Consider the following 19,528-nt stretch of genomic DNA (forward strand, 5'->3'; position numbering starts at 1 on the left):
TTGATTACATAATGTGAGTGCTTTCATTCAAGTAGTACTGCAGCACGGGGTTGTTAATATCATCGGGGTTTGCCAGAGCCCAGGAATTATTGACTATGCCCTCGGCGATCAGGTGAATTACTGCCGATTCCATCGCAGACAGCATTGCCAGCTGTGCGGGTTCGTTGGTAGTGGTGCCAGCCTCTAATTCCAGCAGGCGACGGAAGCTGACAAAGCGATAGACGTCCGCGGAAATCGCTTTCGAATAGACAGTTTTCGATGTTAATACTGAATGCAATACCCTTCCCGAGCGGATATCGACGGCTCTCAGATTTACGGTGACCTGATCGACCCGGTACTGATCATCGAGTCCAATACCGAAGTAGCGGGCACCCGCACCGCCGGTGCGGATATTGGTGTCGTAGGCGACAATCCCGCCCTCTAGGAGAATATTGGCGGCCACCAGTGATGGAAGAGGGACGTTGTTATTGGCGGGAGCATCTGGTTTGGCCTGTGCTGCACGGATAATTTTCCGTTCCGTCAGCAGGTTTTGCAGCCCCTCCCGCTCCAGGGGGATAAACCACCCTGATTCATTCAGAACATCCATCAACATAGAGGCTCCGCCCTGAGTAACAGCTGTTGAGAAGCTGCTGTTGGGCGAAGGCTTGTACTGTCCGGTTTGATCGCGGAAGCTATATACCGCTGCCAGTATCTTTCCTTTGGGGGTCGGCAGGTTGAGTAGGTCTCTGTAGGTACTGTTTCTGGGGGTTAATTGCGCCTCAGATAGCCCCGGACCGAACAGGGCGTCGCCGGTGCTCTTAACTGTCGTGCATCCACTTAAGGTGGCTATCAGCGCTAGTGCGGGCAAAGCAAAAATTCTTATTGCAGTACGCATTGCCTATCTCCTGATTTTATTCCTGCGTAAGCCTGCAGAATTTTTAATTGGTGGGATTTAACCCGCTTACAATGATTTCACTTTTATCGCCGGTGCTCCGGTCAGTCACCAGTACCGTCAATACACCATCGTTGTCGACGATCTGCACAATAAAGTCGTCGGTGATCAGTTCGCCGCTGTTGCCGTTTCCGACATCCGTAAGCAACTGATTGAGCAGGCGGGTTTCCAGGGAGTCGGTAAACCGATCCAGGGCGCTGGGCTGCTCGTAGAGAGTGTCTAGCCGGTCAGGATCTTTGTGACGATCCTGTGCCTGGGCGTTATTGAGCAAATAACTGCCGTTGAGAGGATTGCCGCCAAAGTTTGGGTTTACTGGCTCATAGATCAGCTCCGTGGCGGATAGCGGTGTGAAGATCAGGAAAAGTACGGGGGCTAAAGTCAGGCCAGCTATTTTTACGGTTTTCATTAGAACTCGTCCTTACCTAAATCAAAGTGATCCGTTAGGGCACTGCGCACTTTTTCTTGCAGTACCATTTCGTGAATATGTATCGATGCCTCTTCGGCTAGGCGTCGGATATCGTTAGTGCTCGGGCTGATAAACCGACGGAATACGGTCTTGTTGTTGTAGGTGATCCAGATCAGATTTCCCCATCTGGCGGAAGGGCGCTCATGGATCGTTAGGTTGTAGGTACTGTCCGGGTAGTGAAGGTTTCGGTATTCACTCATGTAACGAACAAAGTCGTGCCCTGTTCGGGTTATGGTGCGGTCGATATTAAAGCCGCTGATTTCATCTTCGATACGGCCGTCGTTTTCCTCAAGCGTGCCGCCATTTACATCGGTTTCCTGTGCCGACACCGAGGCAGAAAGCAGTGGAAGCAGGAGTATCAGTGCCCTCATATTCGCTCAGCCTGTAGGTGCAATTTGGCCCAGTTGCTGGCCTGTAGTCGGTTTTTTACTCCAATCTTGCGGAATATGTTGTACATATGATTCTTCACTGTATGCTCGCTAAGATGAAGCTTGGAGGCGATAACGCTATTCGGCTCTCCATTAGTGAGCTGTACCAGAATTTCTTGCTCTCGCCGGGTTAGAATAGGTACGCTTTGCTTTTCTTCAGAAGGATGGTCTTCTGTATTTTGAATTGCCGCTTCAAGCTTCTTGATCAGGTTTTCCTGACTTGTCTTGGAGTCACACAGCAGGCGAAAATTCTGCCGTTTAAATTTTTCAGCCGAATTGCCGGACAGATCACTGGGGAAATTGATCAGAAGGATTCTTGGGTGGGAGACGTTTTTCAACTGGGAGAGAATCTGATCTAAATTCGGGTTTGTGGCCAGCTGCCAGCAATCAATGACGATTGCCTGGTAGTGTTGAAGACAGTGACACTGTTTTCCTATCTCGGCTTTCTCCCAATTGTACGGCAGTGACTTGGAAATCAGAGAAAACAGCAATTCACCATGTAGGCCGGAATTGCTAACAAAAAGAACCGGCATATACCTCTTACCTCTCCTTGGTTGGATCGATACGCAAAAAACGGAATCTGGATCCATCTCGCGAATGGATGTCGCGATACTTTTCTCTCAGCTCTTGGCCTGGATGCCATTTCATCAAGGTGGTTTTTATGACATCTGTTAGTAAATATAGGTGAAATAACCTAGAGCATGAGAAGTTAGTTTGGAGTGTAGACGCTGACAGCGTGCTGTTAGGCAAAAAAGTGTCAGTTTTTAAGATCTCTATGATTGATTTTTTCAGGAGGGCTTGATCTTTTGCCGGTGACCAAGAGTGTTTAAGAATACGCCAAGAACCGGTGATCCTGGATTGGGATTTGCTTTAAAAATAGCCGAAAAAGTTTGATCTAGTAATAAGAAAGTATTTTACATATGCTATATGTTGACTGCCGCGGCAAAACACAACTTAAAACCTCCGGTAATTAAAATTGATAAGGGTTGCAGTGCAGCGGAATTGTTTTTTTATGATGAGTTCTATCTTGCGGCACTTCGTGAGTTCCTGCGGACGATGGAGTTCCTTTTTGTATGTGGTGGTGCTGTGCGGCTTGTTGAGCGGTTGTGAAACAAAACCAGATAGCGCATTGGGTACTCTGGAGTGGAACCGCATAGCACTTCCGGCGCCAGCAGCGGAGAAAATTGTCGCAATTGAAGTTCGTGAAGGTCAGAGAGTCAGTGCCGGACAGGTGTTGTTGCGGCTTGATGACCGGCGCACACGGGCACAGCTGGCGGCGGCCCAAGCGGAGGTGGCGCGCAATGAAGCGCTGCTGGAAGAGCTGCAGGTAGGGCCGCGTATCGAGGAAATCCAGCGCGCCGAGGCTAGTCTGGCTGCGGCTGTCGCGGAAGAGAAAGACGCCCGGCAGAATTACCGTCGCCTGCTGGCTCTGGGCACCAGGGATTATATCTCTCAAGCGGATATCGACCGTGCCGAAGCCGCTGCTGACAGTGCCAGTGCCGGGGTGGATTCCGCCCGAGCGGCTTTGCTGGAGTTGCAGCGGGGAACCCGCAGCGAAGAGATTGTACAAGCACAGGAGGCACTGGCACAGGCGCGCGCGGAAGCTGAGGCACAGTCTGTGCTGCTGCAGAAACTCACAGTGCAGGCGCCCAGAGCCGGGCTGGTAGATACTCTGCCGTTCAAGCTTGGCGATGAGGCCCCGGTGGGTGGTCCCCTGGCGATTATGCTGGTGGGAGAAGCGCCCTATGCCCGCGTTTATATTCCACAGCCCCTGCGGCCCGGTATCCAGGTCGGTGATCCTGCCTGGGTTTATATCGATGGCGTGGAGCAACGTTTTGCCGGCCGCGTGCGTATGATACGCAGCGAGCCGAGTTTCACTCCTTATTATGCGCTGACTGGCGACGATGTGGCGCGGTTGAGTTACCTGGCGGAAATTCAGCTGGGCGAGGACGCCGCGGATTTTTCCGCTGGTCTCCCTCTATGGGCGGCGTTCACCCAGTACGAGGAGGGTGCGGATGACAAATGACGTGGAGATTGCCATCCGGGCGCGTAATTTGAGCAAAACTTTTGGCCGCTTGCGCGCTGTGGCGGATGTGGATCTCACTGTCGCCCGCGGCCAAGTATACGGTTTTCTGGGGCCCAATGGTTCGGGCAAGTCCACAACCATCCGCATGCTGTGCGGACTTCTGACGCCCAGTGACGGCGATATACAAGTACTCGGTCTGCGCATACCGGAACAAGCGGAGAAACTGCGCCAGCATATCGGCTACATGACACAGCACTTTTCACTGTTTACCGACCTGACTTTGTGGGAAAACCTGCAATTTCTTGCCGCGGTGCAAAACTTGTCGCGCCGGCAGGCTTCTCTCCGGGTGAAAGAACTGCTGCAGGAATACGGTTTCGCCGGGCGCGCTTCCCAGCTGGCGGGCACCTTGAGCGGCGGTCAGAAACAGCGCCTGGCACTTGCGGGCAGCATCGTTCACAAGCCGGACCTGCTATTTCTCGATGAACCTACCAGCGCGGTGGACCCGGAATCCCGCCGGGATTTTTGGGAGAAACTGTTCGAGCTGGCGGATGCGGGCACAACGATACTGGTTTCTTCCCACTATATGGATGAGGCTGAGCGCTGCCACAGACTGGCGATTCTCGATCGAGGTCACTTGGTGGCGGATGGGACGCCAGCGGACCTGACCGGCGCGCTCAGAGGGCGCACGCTGGAAGTGAGCGCCGAGCGCCCGCGCCAAGCCAAACAATTGTTGATGCAGGTGTCAGGCGTAATCAGCGCGGCACAGATTGGCAACAGCCTGCGGGTGCTTTGTGACGAAGTGGGAGACTGTGCGGGTCGCATTGAGCGGGCCTTTGCCGCAGCCGGGATGAGTGCCGAGGTGAGTGCCACCACACCGAGTCTGGAAGATGTTTTCGTTGCCGCCACCAACGAACACAAAGCCGTTGAGCTGCGCGGGGAATCCGAGTGAACTGGCGCAGGCTCTGGGCAGTTGTCATCAAAGAACTGCGTCAGTTGCGTCGGGACCATATCACACTGCTGATGATTGTCGGCATGCCCATACTGCAGCTGGTGCTGTTCGGCTACGCGATCAATCTGAATCCGCGCCATCTGCCCGCCGCCATTGCTGATCAGGCACTCACCAGCGGATCGCGCCAGGTGGTTATGGATATGCTGGCCACTGGTGTTATTGAACCTGTCAAGGATGCCGAGAGCCCACAGCAACTGATGAGTATGCTGCGCCGGGGTGAGATCAGTGTTGGCGTGGTGATTCCCTGGGATTTCGAACGCCGCCGGGCCCTGGGAGAATCTTCGGTTCAGGTCCTGGTGGACGGTAGTGACACTGTGGTGCAGAACGCGGCCTTGCAGCTGGCGCAGATGCCGCTCACTTATACGCCCGGAAGCCCGAGGGATTCTTCGATACCACTGCCCGAGCTGCCGATCAGTGTCGTGGCCTTTTACAACCCGCAGCGGGTTTCGGCGATCACTATTGTGCCGGGGTTGATTGGCATCATTCTGACTATGACCATGATGATGTTTACGGCCGTTGCCATAGTGCGCGAACGGGAGCGGGGCAACATGGAACTGCTGATCGCCACACCGGTCAGTAAGGGCGAGTTGATGCTGGGTAAGTTACTGCCCTACGGCGCTATCGGCCTAATCCAGACAAGTCTGATACTGCTGTCGGGTGTATTGTTGTTTCAGGTCCCGATTCGCGGCAGTCTGCTGGATGTTTACCTGTCGGCGTTGCTGCTGATCTTTGCCAATCTCAGTCTGGGATTGCTGATTTCCACTGCTACTCAGTCCCAGTTTCAGGCCATACAGATGACTTTTTTTGTCTTTGTGCCGTCGATACTGCTATCCGGTTTTGTGTTTCCCTTTGAGGGTATGCCCGAACCTGCCCAATGGATAGCCGAATTGCTGCCACTGACTCACTTTATTCGCCTGATACGCGGCATTATGCTGCGCGGTGCTGAACTCGTGGAGTTGTGGCAGGACTGGGTGGCACTGCTGGTGTTTATTGTGTTGATGATGGTGTTGGCGGTATCACGCTTTAGGAAAAGCTTGGATTAGGTGGTCTTTGATCTGCTTTATTGGAAAATATTATTTCAAATATAAAAGGTTAAGGAACCTCTGATTAAGTCACTTTCTGGTGGCAGAGGCGCTTCGGGGGCGGATGTGAAGCTCAGGTGATAGGGCGGGCATTTCGAAACCGTGGGATACAGGGATATATCCGTCGGAGCTACAGGGAAGTACTCGTGCGTTTTCGAAATGTCCGTCCTATTGCCTGAGCGCCCCGGAAGCTACCATAGTGTTCACGCGAATTCATCAGAGGTCCTTAATAAATCTCTGATTAATTACCGTGATTATAGTGGTAAGTTGCGATCTGTTCAGGGGGGGTAAAATAGGAATTTTGAATCCAAGGTCTATATATTTGGTGTTTTTGCGTTACGCCTCTGCACTGACAGTAGGTTTTCGATGAAATTAAATTACGGTTTTGTGATTTCCATTAGCGATGATTTCACCAAGATTAATATAAATAAACCTTAAGGTAAATTACTTCTTTTAAGTTAAAAAATGACAATGGCATGTTGCGCGCAACAAAGGCGCGCTACACCATTTCCTTGTTATCATCGGACGGGGAAAACAGTTCAAGTCCGTTAAGTGCGCCATGAAGCTCCATTTGTCGGCCAGCTACAGCAAGAGATCCAATTGCGACAGGATCGAGATCACAATCTCTGACGATATTCATTACATCTTTCACTGCGGGTTCGTTGTTGCCGGCGACAAATAAAACCCGCTTTAATCCACTTGCAGGCAATGGCGCGAACATCTTCTCTATAGGTAGAGTATTAAATGCCTTAACAACGCGCGCACCGGGTGTGAGGCGCGCTATTATTTCACTACCACTATCGTTTCCCAGGTCATCGACTTGGAAGTCCGGCGCGTAAGAGGTGAAAATATTCGTGGCGTCTATGATGATCCGCCCATTCCAATCCAGTTGCCGATCTAATACCTCTCGTATCTTGACCCACGGCACCGCTAGTAAGACGAGGTCATTGCTCAATGCTTCCTCCAGTAAAACAGGCTGCAGAGGCACGTCGGCATCGACGATTCTTGGTACAAGTGATTCGACCCCTCGACTATTGGCAATCTGCACATCGTGCCCTTTACCAGCCAGCTTTTTTGCAAGCGTCCACCCGACCGTTGCGGCACCAATTACTCCGATCTTCATACGATATCCTCCAGCACGAGGTGCGCCTCTTTTTGAAAACCCAAACTCTGCGGGCGACAAGCCCACCTTTTGCAATCGTCCGGCGCCAACAGCACTATTTCTGGTCAGTTTTGGCACTGGAAGTGCCCCCATTTTTTACCTTGAAAAGTGAGTGCTTTTGAAATTGCTAGAGCACAGGAGTAACCACGGCAGCCAGGGTAAGAAAAGTCCACTGAAAGGTACTGCTGTAAATTGCGAGCACATCAGGCCCCAAGAGCACATTTACACCTATTTTTCGGACGAATACCAAGGCACATGCCGTTCCGGCTGCCACCACGCAGGAGTCAAACACCAATATAAAGGTGTTGATCACCCAGGTGGCGGCAACGCGCTCTGCACCTAACTCGGTAGATATCTCGGGCAGGGCAACTCCGATCGCTGTGTAGGTCAGGGTAACGACAAAGCCACACACACAAAGTGCGAGCAGCAGAGCACTGCGGCGCGTAGTTGAGCTAAAAGTGGAAACGCCTTCGAAAGAACGGGAGGGCAGCCAATTGACTGCGCTTCCACCTGTGAGATAGCTATTCATTGGTGGCGCAGGTTTGCAGCAGTGGGGCAACGTACAAACTGGCGCTGCCCGCATCCAGAATTTAGATCTGGGCCAGGCCTCCGTCGGCAAATAGCTCGATGCCGTTGACGAAACTGCTGTCATCCGAGGCCAGGAACAACGCCGCCTTGGCGATTTCGTTCGGTTGGCCCACGCGGCCCAGTGGCACCATATCGGCAAAGCCGTCCAGAAACCCCTTCGTGTGCTCAGTGGGTACAAGACCAGTCAGCCCAGGTGTTTCCACCGGGCCAGGACTTAGGGTATTGACGCGAATACCACGCGGTTTCAGATCCAGTATCCAGTTGCGGGCGAAGCTACGTACCGCTGCCTTGCTGGCCGCGTAGACACTAAAGTTTTCAGTGCCGCCACTGGCAGCGGTGGATCCGGTCAGAATGACCGAGGCGCCCGTACGCAACAGAGGCAGTGCCTTCTGAACCGTGAACAGCATCCCTTTGACATTAATACCGAAAATACGGTCGAACTGTTCCTCCGTGATGGCACCCATGGGCAGGAAATCACCGCCCCCGGCATTGGCGAAAACGATATCCAGGTGACCGGCTTTTTCTGCTATCGATTCGTAGATGCGATCCAAGTCTTCCATTTTGGAAATATCGCCGCGAATGCCGATGGTGCCTGGGCCAGCTAAAGCCACTGCCTCTTCCAGCTCTGCCTGGCGGCGCCCGATAATAAACACCGTTGCGCCCTGTGCCGCGAACTCATGTGCGGTGGCTCGGCCAATACCCGTGGTGCCGCCGGTAATCAGTGCGACTTTACCTTCAAGTCTTTTAGTCATGACGATTCTCCAATTATGAATTGGCTTTATTGGGGGCCTCGGGCACCCATATCGAATGTGCGCGCAATCTCCAGAGTGTCCTCGTACAGATGCAGGCAGATGACCTCTCCCTCCTGTATCCTCAGATGCATCACCAGCAGCGTCGACAGCTTTTTGCCGGTGCGGGTCACTAGCTGGGTGAAATGCCCGATAATTACCGCGCCTTCGCCTTTAACCAGTACCTTGTCTACCCTGACCTCACTCTTGCCGGGCTCAAAATGCGGCCACATTTAATGAAAAAAGGCGGCGACTTGGTTGCATTTCGTACGCGGACCTACCCACGACAGCGCCATGGAGTCGGGCACAAACCAACCGATGTTTTTTGCGAACAGTGTCTGCACGCTCTCAGTACCGGTGGCACCCAGACGCTCGAGCAACTGCACTTTGGTGCTGCGGGTGTCTTGGATCTTCATCGCGTCTTTGCCCATCTTGTATGATTAAGTGCTGTAGTGTGCATTCGGCGGTCACGATTGGTGTAAGAGGACGGCTACCCGGAGCAACCGCAATCGCAAACTGGAGTGTCAGTTACATTTCCAGCCAAGGTCATTTAGAACCTACACTGCGAACTATAGGGTTCATGGATTGGATGCATAAGTCCCCAATCAGTAGTATTAGCTTCAACCAAATGGAACAGGAATTGCCGTGGAGACCTTGGGAAACCTGACTTCTTTCGTGCGTGCGGCAGAAGCGCTGAACTTTTCGGAGGCCGCCAGGCGTCTCGGAATCTCCGCTGCAGCGGTGAGCAAGAATGTGGCTCGACTGGAGAGTAATCTCGGCACTCGCCTGTTCCATCGCAGTACCAGGCGCCTGACCCTAACTGAGGCCGGAGAGCGCTTTTACGCCGAGGTGGCCGACAGCCTGGACAATATCCAGGCCGCCATTGCCCGCATCGATGAGGCGCGACAAGTACCCGCTGGCCGACTGCGGGTCAGTCTGTCCCCCTCTTTCGGCATGACCTATGTGCTGCCCCTGCTGGCCGACTTCAAACAGCGCTACCCGGAAGTCGTACCCGACTGGCATTTCGAGAATCGTCGCGTCGACCTGGTTGCAGAGGGATTCGATGCCGCCATTAGTGGCGCTGTTGAACTGGTGCCGGGCGTGGTGGCGCGGGAGCTGTGCAAGTTGCACCTAGTGGCCGTCGCCTCGCCCGCCTTCCTGAAAGCGAACCCTGCGCCCCGGGGCCCGGATGACTTGGCGGGCCTGGACGGAATCGTCGTGCGCTCTACCCAGAGCGGCCGACTGCGCAGCTGGATTCTGCAGCACAGCGACGGAACTACTTGCGATGTCAGTCTCAAGCCCTCTGTGATCATGAATGACCCAGAAGCCATCTGTCGCTGTGCTGTCATGGGCCTCGGGGTTACTCTGGCGCCGGTGGACTGCGCCTACCCCTGGCTTCAGCGAGGGGAGTTGGTGAGGCTGTTGCCGGACTGGCATGTCGATCTGGGGGCGGTAGTGGTCTATTACTCCGGCCAAAAACTGCTGCCATCCAAGACCCGCGTCTTCATTGACTTCCTTGTCGACCATTTTCAGACGCAGCTGGCACCACAATTTCGCGCTGTGTGAAAATGTCGGGCTACGAGGTTTTCACGCTCTCCCGCTCGACGACTAACACGTAGTGTCATCCGGTACCACCACAATTGTCGTTGGTAAAGACGCTCACATATTGGCTCCCTGTTTCGAGCGAAGCATGACAGACACCTTGCGGTTTGTCTTGCAGCCCAAGTTGTTCCCAATGTCTTCCCATCCGGCTTTCGAACATAGTCAACCTAACGATATATCGGGAATAGCCTCTATGTGATGGCACTGCAGCGCAATATGCGTATAGCAATCAATGACCTTGCGTATTTTCCACACACATGTCCAGGCATGCGCATTTCCCTCACGCATATAATTCTCCTGAAGTGTTGACTAGGTTTACCATTTAGGCATAATTGGTAAACATGATATGAAGACGATGCTGGGAAGTGGAGTGAAGAATCAGATATTGGAACAATCGATCAAGGTATTCGGGAAGCTAGGGTTTAAAAAAGCAACCATGATGGATCTGGCCAAAGCCGCTGGCTTATCTAAACAGGGGCTATATCTGTACTTCCCGAGCAAAGAAGCGCTCTTTGTTGAGGCAGCTACGCACTACTTGGATCTAGGTTTGAAACTTGTTGACCGGGCACTGGCAAATCGCGATATATGCCTTGAAAAGCGCTTACTTAACGCGGTAGATGCGTGGTTTGGGCGTCATTATGAAACGTTTCACGGTGGTACCTGGGATGTGATTTTCACAGCAAACAATATCTCCGTGAAAGATGTAGATCATTTTAAACACGCCTTCCAACAACAACTTGCTGATGCCATTAATGAAGGGTTACCTGCTCATGCTTACGGAAGCTGTTCTTCTAAAGAAATTGCTAACACGATTTTTGTCTGTGGCCTTTCATGGAAAGAGCAATACACCTCCAAAGAGGTTTTTCTTAATCAAATGTTTCGTTGTATCAAAGTCTGTTGTAGAACCCCAGGAGAAAAAAAATGAGGGATGTTCTTGTAACTGGGGGAACGGGATTCATTGCCAGTTATTGCGTTGTAGAGCTACTTAAGAATAATTATCGTGTCCGCGTCACATTCAGAGATCGATCCGGAGTCGAATATATACGAGGGATGCTCATTGCTGCAGGAATTTCAGACCTCTCAAAGCTCTCTTTTCATTTCGCTGATCTCAGATATGACAAGGGGTGGCAGAAAGCGCTTGATGGCGTTACTTATGTATTACATGTTGCTTCCCCCTTCCCTTCAAAGTCTGTAGACAAAGAAGAAATTATTGGAACAGCGTGTAATGGGACCTTGCGATTACTCAAGTATGCGCAGGCTGCGTCCGTTAAGCGCGTGGTTCTCACATCTTCTTTTGGTGCAATCGGATACGGTCACCCCAAAGGAAAGGATCTTTATTCCGAGAACGACTGGACTAACTTAGATAATAGCAAGTTAAGCCCATACATCCGTTCTAAAACTCTGTCGGAAAAACGAGCATGGGAGTACATTAACAGTAGTGGAGGTGACTTAGAAATTTCCGTGATTAACCCGGTCGGTGTTTTCGGGCCTCCACTTGGAAAACGGCTTTCTAGCTCAATCATGCTTATTCAGATGTTAATCAAAGGTAGAGTGAAAGCTATCCCCAAAATCCATATCGGCGTAGTTGATGTACGGGATCTTGCTGTACTCCATCTTCTAGTAATGGAGTCCACTGTCGCTGCTAATAAGCGTTTTATCGCATCAGCGAATACCGGTATCCCACTGATTGAATTGGCAACCATACTCTACCGGGAGATCGGCGCGCAGGCCTCAAAAGTACCCTATCGCCAGCTGCCTAACTGGCTTTTAAAAATAATGGCTATTTTTTCCGAATCATTAAAAGATACGGCTTCGGAAGCAGGGAAGAAAAAATGTATAGATAGTAGCCGCGCCAAGGGATTGCTGGGTTGGGAGACGCGCTCAGTACATCAAACCATACGGGATACCGCTGATCGTCTATTCGAAATGGGGCTCGTTTGAAGCCAAGTTTCAAGATACATCCCGTGTGTGGGGATAGGGATTGTGGTCCTCGGGCGCCAGCCGATTCAGCCAATGTTCCAGGTTTACCCGGACGGAAGGGCTCGCATTCTCCTGAATCAGTAGGCTAGCGGAGGTGTGCCGGATAAACTGGGGGCAGGTCACAGAGGCAGTGTATCTGTGCTGTCTATCCAGGCATCCTCTCTTCACGGCTGACTCCTCTAATTTTTTTGAGCCGGTCTGCTTCCATTTTCAGGTGCCCGATCTCGCTTTACAGACGCTCTTCTTCTGCTTTGTTGTTCTTGGCTGGCTTGGGGTCGCGCTTGGTCTCGAACAGCGCACTGGGGCTAGCAATTATCTCTTTCTTCCATTGCTCAACCAGCACCGGATGCAACCCATACGACTGCATGATCTCACTGATCGTCTTTACGCCGCGTACCGCCTCCAAGTCCACTATGGCCTTGAGCTCCGGCTTGTGTACCTTACGTTCTTTGCTCTCACTCATTGCTATCATCCTCCTGGGATGACAGATTAAGCTGCTGGGTCCGGGCTGTCTCAAATCCGGGGGCCGCAACAATTGATCGATTGAGAGATTTTGTCTAGTGAAGGAGAATCTACCTCAGTAATGCCGCTGGGGGGCAGGGCGATCACAATCAAGGCAGATCGGTTTGGTTTTTTCGAGAAGCCGCTTGCAGGGTGTGATCGCTTTGATTGTCATCATGGGGCAAATTAGCCTTTAGGCGGGTACGTATGGCCACTAGCCATTAATGGGTGTTGCAGAATAATTAGAGCCCTCTTGAATTTACCTGAAATGGGACTATTCCGCCGGTTACGGTCTTTTTTAAACTTTTCTGAGGAAAAAACGTCAGTTTTATTGCGTTTTCTTCGGCCATCTTTATCTTGGTGGCTCGGATAATAGTTCGTTTTTACCGGTATATTGATTGATTTGTGTTCGATCAGGGCCTTTGTGCTAAGCCCTCCTATGTGAAATAGGAATTTCTGAGCGCTTGTGTTGCCATCTGCTGCTAGGATGGAGTCCGACTAGACCTTCTTGAGGAGGCAAAATCATGACTGAACTTCTGGAAAGCCTGCCGCTCTGGCTATGGTTTGTACTGGCGCTTTCGGCACTGTTTGTTGCTCGCAAACCTGTGCACCAGGGTATCTTCGCACTGGCGCGCTTTTTTCACCAATCCCTGCGCCTGGGGGCCCGGGCCGTGGCCAATAGCGGGCAGCGCTTGCAGAAGCGCAATCGGGAGGTGCTGCTGGCCGCTGGCCGCGAGGCGGCGGAGCGCCATGTGGAGCGGGAGTTCGACCGCATAGAGGCGACGATGAAAAAGGAGCTGGCGCAGTATCCAGTTCTGCACCGCAAGCTCTGTGAGCAGCTGACGGCCATCGACGAAGATTATGTGCGCAGCGCCGAAGTGCCGCCAGAGCCCACCAACTGGGCTAAGGCGATCAAGGCGGTGGCGGAGATCCCCGCCAAGAGTGACCCGGTGGTGGGCGATGTGCTGGAGACGATTCACCACTCCATGCGCAAGGCGGAATCCAAGGCCCTGGAGGCCTACCGGGAGTCCGCCCGCGAGCGCCATCAGCTGCTCAAGCGCATGATGCCCAGTTGGCGCTCTATGCTTTCCACCCTGGGACAGGTCAACAAAAGCGTCGACTCCGTAATTCGCCGCGCCAAGGCGATCGACGGCCATATGGCGCGCTACGAGGAAATACAGCAGGGCAGCGACCGCGCGTTGCGCATGTTGTCCTCCTCTTCCTTGAGTCAATTTTTCATCTCGGCTTTTGTATTGGCGATTGCCGTCGGCGGTGCTTTGATCAACTTTCATCTGATCGCGCGGCCGATGATGGAAATGGTCGGAGGCACCAGTTATATCGGCAATTTTAAGGTGGCGGATATTTCCGCATTAGTGATTATTCTGGTGGAGATTACCTTGGGTCTCTTTTTGATGGAGTGCCTGCGTATCACGCGATTGTTCCCGGTCATTGGCGCCCTGAGTGACAAATTGCGCACACGGATGTTGTGGGCGGCCTTTGGGCTCTTGTTTTTCCTCGCCTGCGTGGAAGCGGGCTTGGCCTTTATGCGCGAGATTCTGATGCAGGAGGATCTGGCTGTCAGCGCGCAGTTGCGCGGCGCCGAGGTGGAGACAGTCAGCGGTGGCATCTATTGGATTACCACCGCGGCACAGATGGGTATGGGCTTTATCTTGCCGTTTGCGCTGACCTTTGTCGCCATACCTCTGGAAAATTTTATTGCCTCTGCCCGCACGGTTATCGGATTGCTGGCGGTCTTCTTCCTGCGAGCGCTCTCGGTACTGCTGCGCCTCGGTGGTATCGCGGCGCTGCGTTCTGGTTCTCTGCTGGTGCATCTTTACGATATTGTGATTTTTCTACCGCTGTGGCTGGAGAGCCTGTACCTGAACCGGCGAGCCAGCTCGGCCGCCGCGGCAAGCGCGGAGGAAGCCTGATGAAGTACCTGATCGTCGCTGCGACCCTTCTGCTTCTGACTGGGTGCGGGGAACCGATGGTGCACAACCAGGGTGTCTATATGCTGATCGATACCTCGGGCACTTATACCGAGGAGTTGGGCAAGGCGCAGCAGGTGATTAATTACACCCTGGCAAAGATGCGCCCCGGCGATACTTTCGTGGTGGCCAGTATCAACAGCGGCAGTTTCAGCGAAAAGAATATCAAGGCCAAGGTTACCTTCGACGACAGACCCAGTGTCGCCAACAAACAGAAACGGGTCTTCCAGCAGGCGATACAGCGCTTCGTCGACGAGGCGCGGCCCGCTGCTTATACCGATATTACCGGCGGTCTGCTGCAGGCTGTGGAATTTCTCAATGAAAAGCAGCCCGGGCGCAAGGTGATACTGATCTTTTCCGACTTAAAGGAGGAGATCCCGGAAGGCTATAACCGCGATCTGCCGCTCACTCTGGACGGCTTCAGCCTGGTGGCCCTGAACGTGACCAAACTGCGCAGCGACAATATCGATCCCAATGAATATTTGTGGCGGCTGCAGGAATGGCAGCGCCGTGTTGAGGAGAGCGGCGGCAGCTGGCAGGTGGTCAATGATCTCGAACATTTGGAACAAATTTTACCCTGAGACACTTGCTAGGGAACTTCTGATTAATTCGCGTGAACACTATGGTAGGTTCCGGGGCGCTCAGGCAATAGGATGGCCATTTCGAAAACGCACGAGTACTTCCCTGTAGCTCCGACGGATACCTCCTTGTATCCGACGGTTTCGAAATGGCCAGCCTATCACCTGAGCTTCTCATCTGGCTTCAAAGAGTTTTTACGTCAGGAAGTGAATTAATCAGAGGTTCCTTAGCCTTTAAATCCTATCCGGTGATTGATGTTTTGGTTGTCACTCTTTTGCATTGCCCTGTTGATACTCTGGCTCTACGCCAGATCGCACGCTGCGCCGTCATCGGCGCTCGATCTGCCTAAAAAGAAGGGCCCGCTGGTAATCGCCCACGGCGATGAAAGGGGGCGGGGGCTTTATCCCGGCAACACGCTTTTTTACCTGAAAAAAATGGTGGCGCTGGGTGTGGATGCGCTGGAAATAGATTTGAATCTCACCGCCGACGGTCATCTGGTTTTGATCCACGATAGCCGCCTGGAGCGCACCAGTGATGGACGGGGAGCGGTGGGCGCCAGCACACTGGAAGAGCTGCGCCAGCTGAATATGGGCTACAACTGGAGCCAGGATGGTGAGGTTTATCCCTACCGAGATCAGCCCCTGCGCATTGCGACTATCGACGAGGCCTTCGCCGCACTGCCCGGTACGCCGATGATCATCGAACTGAAAAACAACGACCGACGTGCGGCCGAAGCCATGTGCGAGAGTCTGCGCCGTTCGGGCAAGGGTTCTCAGGTGATAGTCTCTTCTTTCCACCAGGGGGTGATTCGTCATTTCCGCCGCCTGTGCCCGGAAGTGGCGACGGGGGCGACGAGGCTGGAAGCCATGGGCTTCTTCGTCGCCCAATTGTTGCATGCTGAATCGTTGCTGCGGCCCGCCTATCAGACGATGCAATTGCCGATGCGCTACTGGGGAATACCGGTTTTCTCCCCGCGGCTGATGCGCGCGGCGCGAAAGCTGAAATTGCACATGTCCGCCTGGACGGTGAACGAAGAGGCGGACATGCGGCGTTATATTGACCTGGGGCTGGATGGTCTGGTGACGGATCGGCCGGATCAGCTGATGGCGCTCCTCAAAAGAAAGCCCGGTTAAGGCGTCTCTTTTATTCACCTGTGCAGGTCCATTGCTTCCAGGGCACTCAGACAATGGAATGTTTTCCCCGGCGCACACCCCCGCTACAAGTCTTCCTCCGTTTTGATCCAGCGGTTCAGCGCTGGAAGAAGTGAGCAGCGGCGCCGCCCTGCGGCCGTTTCTCCCTCCCGCACTCGGTACCAGGCTGCGTAGAGTGCCGGAAGAAACAGTAGCGTCAACGCCGTGGCCACGATCAGACCGCCCATAATCGCTACCGCCATGGGTCCGAAGAAGTCGCTGCGCGACAGTGGGATCATCGCCAGTACCGCGGTCAGTGCAGTCAGCACGATCGGGCGGAAGCGGCGCACGGTGGATTCGACAATGGCATCCCAGGGCGTCAGGCCCTGTGCGATATCCTGCTGAATTTGGTCGATCAGTATTACCGAGTTGCGCATAATCATGCCCGCCAGGGCGATGGTACCGAGCATGGCGACAAAGCCGAATGGCTGGCCGAACAGCAGTAGAAACAGGGTGACGCCGATAATGCCCAGGGGCGCAGTCAGGAACACCATGGTGGACAGGGAAAAGCTGCGCAGTTGCAGCATCAACAGGGTAAATACCACCAGTAGAAACAGCGGCATACCGGCGTTGACGGATTTCTGGCCCCGTGCGGATTCCTCTACGCTGCCGCCGATTTCCAGCAGATAACCGGGCGGCAGCTGTGCGCGGATATCCGCGAGGCGCGGCCAGACCTCTTTAACCACTGTCGCCGGCTGTGTATCAGTGTAGATATCTGCGCGCACGGTCACTGTTGGAAGCCGGTTGCGGTGCCAGATAATGCCCTCTTCAAAGCCGTATTCCAGGTCCGCAAGTTGATTCAAGGGCACTGAGTTTCCGCTGTCAGTCTGTACCGCCAGATTGCCTATTTGACCGAGAGCGTGACGGTTTTGGTCATCGCCGCGCACCTGCACATCGATCAGTTCGTTGTCTTCCCGGTACTGGCTGACGGGAATACCAGTGAGCGAGCTCTGCAGAGCGCGGGACAGGTCGGCGGAGCTGACGCCCAAAGTACGCGCGCGGGCCTGATCGATGTTTAGTTGTATCGACTTGTTCGGTTCTTCCCAGTCCAGGTGGACATTGGTTACCGCTGGGTTTTCCCGCAGCTTGTCCGCTACCGCACGGGCGATTTCGCGCACCCGTGGAATATGCTCTCCAGACACGCGGAACTGTACCGGATAACCTACTGGAGGACCGTTTTCCAATCTTGATACCCGCGAGCGAAGGGTGGGAAATTGTTCGCGCAGGGTATCGATCAGCCAGCTGCGCACGGCTTCCCGTTCTTCGATCGAGCGGGTCAGCACCACAAACTGCGCGAAACTTGCCGCTGGCAGCTGTTGGTCTAGCGGTAGGTAGAAGCGCGGCGATCCTGTCCCCACATAGGCCACGTAATTTTCGATCAGAGCGTTTTGCGCGAGCATTTTTTCCAGACGTCGTGCCTGATATTCGGTGGACTGCAGCGAGGCGCCCTCGGCGAGCTTCAGATCCACCATCAGTTCGAGGCGAGCGGAGGCGGGGAAAAATTGCTGTGGTACCAGGCGAAATAGCACGACTGACGCGGCGAAAATTGCCAGGGTTAAAAATATGACGGTTTTCCGGTAGCGCAGGCACCAGGTCACTAGTTTGCGGAAGCGCAGATAAAAAGGTTTCGCGTAAGGATCTTGTACCTGCCCGCTGCTATCTCTCCTGACGAGATTGGGGAGCAATTTATCGCCGAGGAAGGGCACAAAGACCACTGCGGCCACCCAGGAGGCCAACAAAGACAGAGTAACCACCTGAAAAATGGAACGGGTGTATTCACCAGTGCTTGATTGTGCGGTGGCAATCGGCAGAAAACCGGCGGCGGTGATCAGCGTCCCGGTCAGCATCGGGAAGGCGGTGCTGGTCCAGGCGAAGCCGGCGGCTTTTAGTCTGGAAAGGCCTTGCTCCATTTTGATTGCCATCATTTCCACCGCGATGATGGCGTCGTCCACCATTAATCCCAGTGCCAGAACCAGTGATCCCAGGGAGATTTTGTGCAGACCTATGCCGAAATAATTCATCAGCGCGAATGTCATTGCCAACACCAGGGGGATCGAGAGCGCCACCACTAAGCCCGTGCGCGTACCGAGGGAGAAAAAACTGACCAGCAGCACTATCGCCAGTGCCTCCAGCAACACCCGTACAAATTCACCCACGCTGCGTTTGACCGCCGCCGGCTGGTCCGAGACCTTGTGCAGCTCCAGCCCTAGCGGTAGATCCCGCTGCAGCTCGGTGAAGGCGGCGTCGAGATTTTCACCCAGCTTGAGGATATCTCCGCCGGTCTTCATGGATACTGCGATGCCGATGGCATCCTCGCCCATAAAGCGCATGCGCGGTTGCGGTGGATCACTGAAACCGCGCCTCACTTGCGCGATATCTCCGAGCATCTGGGTGCGGCCACCTGCGCTGATTGGAAAGCGGCGGATCTCCTCTACCGAGTTGAATTGGCCGCTGATACGGATGCGAATCCGTTCGCTGCTGGTGTCCACAAAACCCGCATCTGCCACTGTGTTTTGTGCTTGTAGGGCATTTTGTACTGCGGAAAGAGGGATTCCGAGGGCGGCGAGTTTAGTGTTGGAGATTTCTATCCAGATTTTTTCATCCTGTAGGCCGATCAACTCCACTTTTCCCACGTCCTTCACTCGCTGCAGGGCCAGCTGTAAGCGTTCGGCGTAGTCTTTTTTCAGTGCGTAATCAAAGTCGGAGCCGGTCAGCGCGTAGATATTGCCGAAAGTGGTGCCGAACTCGTCATTGAAAAAAGGGCCGCTGATATCCGGCGGCAGGGTGTGGCGGATATCGCCGACTTTTTTCCGTACCTGATACCAGAGATCGGGAATTTCACTGGAGCGCATATCGTCGCGGGCGACGAACAAAACTTGGGATTGGCCCGGGCGGGAGAAGGAGGTGATGCGCTCGTAATCACCGGTCTCCATCAGTTTTTTCTCGATGCGCTCGGTGACTTGGCGGGATACTTCCACAGCGCTGGCGCCCGGCCACAGCGTATTGACCACCATGACCTTGAAGGTGAAAGGCGGGTCTTCGCTCTGGCCCAGCTGTGTGTAGGAGAGGGCACCCATCAGGCCGAGAATCAGCATGGCGTAAAGTACCAGTGGTCGGTTTCTCAGTGCCCATTCAGAGAGATTGAAGCGCATGGCGGTGGTTCCCGTCGCAGTTGCCTCCGACCTGGGCGGGACGTCGGACAATATCG

Annotated in this window: 19 protein-coding genes and 2 pseudogenes; 9 read left to right on the top strand and 12 right to left on the bottom strand. The window is 53.8% G+C overall.

Translation table 11 applies throughout. The features are described 5' to 3' along the window. Window positions 1–4: 4 nt before the first annotated feature. The 4 genes from BM155_RS12825 to BM155_RS12840 are packed head-to-tail and all read right to left on the bottom strand — an operon-like array spanning window position 5 to window position 2,358. Window positions 5–874, bottom strand: a complete 870-nt coding sequence (locus tag BM155_RS12825; protein WP_074903540.1) for a CsgG/HfaB family protein — start codon at window positions 872–874, stop codon at window positions 5–7. Between the two features lie 43 nt (window positions 875–917). Next, window positions 918–1,337, bottom strand: coding sequence for a curli assembly protein CsgF (locus BM155_RS12830; RefSeq protein ID WP_074903542.1), 420 nt, complete (start codon window positions 1,335–1,337; stop codon window positions 918–920). Next, window positions 1,337–1,768, bottom strand: coding sequence for a CsgE family curli-type amyloid fiber assembly protein (locus BM155_RS12835; protein WP_074903545.1), 432 nt, complete (start codon window positions 1,766–1,768; stop codon window positions 1,337–1,339). Before BM155_RS12835 ends, BM155_RS12830 begins: the two co-directional genes overlap by 1 nt. Next, window positions 1,765–2,358 (bottom strand): helix-turn-helix transcriptional regulator, encoded by a 594-nt coding sequence (locus BM155_RS12840; protein WP_074903547.1) that lies wholly within the window; start codon window positions 2,356–2,358, stop codon window positions 1,765–1,767. The genes BM155_RS12835 and BM155_RS12840 overlap by 4 nt, the downstream gene beginning before the upstream one ends. A 479-nt stretch (window positions 2,359–2,837) precedes the next feature. Here BM155_RS12840 and BM155_RS12845 point away from each other — a divergent pair, with 479 nt between their 5' ends. The 3 genes from BM155_RS12845 to BM155_RS12855 are packed head-to-tail and all read left to right on the top strand — an operon-like array spanning window position 2,838 to window position 5,903. Continuing rightward, window positions 2,838–3,851 (top strand): HlyD family secretion protein, encoded by a 1,014-nt coding sequence (locus tag BM155_RS12845; RefSeq protein WP_254773188.1) that lies wholly within the window; start codon window positions 2,838–2,840, stop codon window positions 3,849–3,851. Then, window positions 3,841–4,800 (top strand): ABC transporter ATP-binding protein, encoded by a 960-nt coding sequence (locus BM155_RS12850; RefSeq protein ID WP_217641533.1) that lies wholly within the window; start codon window positions 3,841–3,843, stop codon window positions 4,798–4,800. Before BM155_RS12845 ends, BM155_RS12850 begins: the two co-directional genes overlap by 11 nt. Beyond that, the gene (locus BM155_RS12855; protein ID WP_067151658.1) at window positions 4,797–5,903 is read left to right on the top strand and encodes an ABC transporter permease; all 1,107 of its coding nucleotides are present in this window, start codon (window positions 4,797–4,799) and stop codon (window positions 5,901–5,903) included. Before BM155_RS12850 ends, BM155_RS12855 begins: the two co-directional genes overlap by 4 nt. A 538-nt stretch (window positions 5,904–6,441) precedes the next feature. On the opposite strand, the gene BM155_RS12860 is transcribed toward BM155_RS12855, so the two are convergent. The 5 genes from BM155_RS12860 to BM155_RS16815 form a co-directional block, all read right to left on the bottom strand. Beyond that, window positions 6,442–7,182 (bottom strand): NADPH-dependent F420 reductase, encoded by a 741-nt coding sequence (locus BM155_RS12860; protein WP_175487798.1) that lies wholly within the window; start codon window positions 7,180–7,182, stop codon window positions 6,442–6,444. 49 nt (window positions 7,183–7,231) lie between these two features. Then, window positions 7,232–7,633 (bottom strand): hypothetical protein, encoded by a 402-nt coding sequence (locus BM155_RS12865; protein WP_074903552.1) that lies wholly within the window; start codon window positions 7,631–7,633, stop codon window positions 7,232–7,234. A gap of 61 nt (window positions 7,634–7,694) precedes the next feature. Beyond that, on the bottom strand, window positions 7,695–8,444 hold the full coding sequence (locus tag BM155_RS12870) for an SDR family NAD(P)-dependent oxidoreductase (RefSeq protein WP_074903554.1): 750 nt from the start codon (window positions 8,442–8,444) through the stop codon (window positions 7,695–7,697). Between the two features lie 26 nt (window positions 8,445–8,470). Next, entirely contained in the window at window positions 8,471–8,713 is a 243-nt protein-coding gene (locus tag BM155_RS16810) for a nuclear transport factor 2 family protein (RefSeq protein WP_083421189.1), read from the bottom strand. Further along, complete coding sequence (locus tag BM155_RS16815; protein ID WP_139223262.1) at window positions 8,714–8,896, bottom strand: hypothetical protein; 183 nt, start codon at window positions 8,894–8,896, stop codon at window positions 8,714–8,716. Window positions 8,897–9,125: 229 nt separating this feature from the next. On the opposite strand from BM155_RS16815, the gene BM155_RS12880 reads away from it, so the two are divergent. From BM155_RS12880 to BM155_RS12890, 3 genes are all read left to right on the top strand, one after another. Then, window positions 9,126–10,046 carry a LysR family transcriptional regulator gene (locus BM155_RS12880; protein ID WP_074903556.1) on the top strand — a complete coding sequence of 307 codons (921 nt, stop codon included), beginning with the start codon at window positions 9,126–9,128 and terminating at the stop codon, window positions 10,044–10,046. 382 nt (window positions 10,047–10,428) lie between these two features. Next, window positions 10,429–11,007 (top strand): TetR/AcrR family transcriptional regulator, encoded by a 579-nt coding sequence (locus tag BM155_RS12885; RefSeq protein ID WP_074903558.1) that lies wholly within the window; start codon window positions 10,429–10,431, stop codon window positions 11,005–11,007. Beyond that, window positions 11,004–12,023 carry an NAD-dependent epimerase/dehydratase family protein gene (locus BM155_RS12890; protein ID WP_074903560.1) on the top strand — a complete coding sequence of 340 codons (1,020 nt, stop codon included), beginning with the start codon at window positions 11,004–11,006 and terminating at the stop codon, window positions 12,021–12,023. Before BM155_RS12885 ends, BM155_RS12890 begins: the two co-directional genes overlap by 4 nt. Before the next feature lie 24 nt (window positions 12,024–12,047). On the opposite strand, the pseudogene BM155_RS16820 reads toward BM155_RS12890, so the two are convergent. Together BM155_RS16820 and BM155_RS12900 are read right to left on the bottom strand one after the other, a co-directional pair. Further along, a pseudogene (locus tag BM155_RS16820) lies at window positions 12,048–12,215 on the bottom strand (YjbQ family protein); the annotation flags it as partial. Continuing rightward, window positions 12,185–12,525 (bottom strand): annotated as a pseudogene (locus BM155_RS12900) (transposase); the annotation flags it as partial. The pseudogenes BM155_RS16820 and BM155_RS12900, both read right to left, overlap by 31 nt. 562 nt (window positions 12,526–13,087) lie before the next feature. Here BM155_RS12900 and BM155_RS12905 point away from each other — a divergent pair. From BM155_RS12905 to BM155_RS12915, 3 genes are all read left to right on the top strand, one after another. Then, entirely contained in the window at window positions 13,088–14,494 is a 1,407-nt protein-coding gene (locus BM155_RS12905) for a hypothetical protein (RefSeq protein ID WP_067151664.1), read from the top strand. Further along, window positions 14,494–15,132, top strand: coding sequence for a vWA domain-containing protein (locus tag BM155_RS12910; protein ID WP_074903562.1), 639 nt, complete (start codon window positions 14,494–14,496; stop codon window positions 15,130–15,132). The genes BM155_RS12905 and BM155_RS12910 overlap by 1 nt, the downstream gene beginning before the upstream one ends. A gap of 252 nt (window positions 15,133–15,384) precedes the next feature. Continuing rightward, the gene (locus tag BM155_RS12915; RefSeq protein ID WP_074903564.1) at window positions 15,385–16,263 is read left to right on the top strand and encodes a glycerophosphodiester phosphodiesterase family protein; all 879 of its coding nucleotides are present in this window, start codon (window positions 15,385–15,387) and stop codon (window positions 16,261–16,263) included. Between the two features lie 83 nt (window positions 16,264–16,346). On the opposite strand, the gene BM155_RS12920 is transcribed toward BM155_RS12915, so the two are convergent. Beyond that, window positions 16,347–19,523 (bottom strand): efflux RND transporter permease subunit, encoded by a 3,177-nt coding sequence (locus BM155_RS12920; protein WP_302848369.1) that lies wholly within the window; start codon window positions 19,521–19,523, stop codon window positions 16,347–16,349. Window positions 19,524–19,528 lie beyond the last annotated feature (5 nt).

This window comes from Microbulbifer thermotolerans (assembly GCF_900112305.1).
In the GTDB taxonomy this organism is placed as follows: Bacteria; Pseudomonadota; Gammaproteobacteria; order Pseudomonadales; family Cellvibrionaceae; genus Microbulbifer; species Microbulbifer thermotolerans.

Excerpts from the sequence above, each read along its gene's own strand:
- BM155_RS12825 (WP_074903540.1), bottom strand. The coding sequence starts at position 874 with ATGCGTACTGCAATAAGAATTTTTGCTTTGCCCGCACTAGCGCTGATA.
- BM155_RS12830 (WP_074903542.1), bottom strand. The coding sequence starts at position 1,337 with ATGAAAACCGTAAAAATAGCTGGCCTGACTTTAGCCCCCGTACTTTTC.
- BM155_RS12835 (WP_074903545.1), bottom strand. The coding sequence starts at position 1,768 with ATGAGGGCACTGATACTCCTGCTTCCACTGCTTTCTGCCTCGGTGTCG.
- BM155_RS12840 (WP_074903547.1), bottom strand. The coding sequence starts at position 2,358 with ATGCCGGTTCTTTTTGTTAGCAATTCCGGCCTACATGGTGAATTGCTG.
- BM155_RS12845 (WP_254773188.1), top strand. The coding sequence starts at position 2,838 with ATGATGAGTTCTATCTTGCGGCACTTCGTGAGTTCCTGCGGACGATGG.
- BM155_RS12850 (WP_217641533.1), top strand. The coding sequence starts at position 3,841 with ATGACAAATGACGTGGAGATTGCCATCCGGGCGCGTAATTTGAGCAAA.
- BM155_RS12865 (WP_074903552.1), bottom strand. The coding sequence starts at position 7,633 with ATGAATAGCTATCTCACAGGTGGAAGCGCAGTCAATTGGCTGCCCTCC.
- BM155_RS12870 (WP_074903554.1), bottom strand. The coding sequence starts at position 8,444 with ATGACTAAAAGACTTGAAGGTAAAGTCGCACTGATTACCGGCGGCACC.
- BM155_RS16810 (WP_083421189.1), bottom strand. The coding sequence starts at position 8,713 with ATGTGGCCGCATTTTGAGCCCGGCAAGAGTGAGGTCAGGGTAGACAAG.
- BM155_RS16815 (WP_139223262.1), bottom strand. The coding sequence starts at position 8,896 with ATGAAGATCCAAGACACCCGCAGCACCAAAGTGCAGTTGCTCGAGCGT.
- BM155_RS12885 (WP_074903558.1), top strand. The coding sequence starts at position 10,429 with ATGAAGACGATGCTGGGAAGTGGAGTGAAGAATCAGATATTGGAACAA.
- BM155_RS12890 (WP_074903560.1), top strand. The coding sequence starts at position 11,004 with ATGAGGGATGTTCTTGTAACTGGGGGAACGGGATTCATTGCCAGTTAT.
- BM155_RS12905 (WP_067151664.1), top strand. The coding sequence starts at position 13,088 with ATGACTGAACTTCTGGAAAGCCTGCCGCTCTGGCTATGGTTTGTACTG.
- BM155_RS12910 (WP_074903562.1), top strand. The coding sequence starts at position 14,494 with ATGAAGTACCTGATCGTCGCTGCGACCCTTCTGCTTCTGACTGGGTGC.
- BM155_RS12915 (WP_074903564.1), top strand. The coding sequence starts at position 15,385 with ATGTTTTGGTTGTCACTCTTTTGCATTGCCCTGTTGATACTCTGGCTC.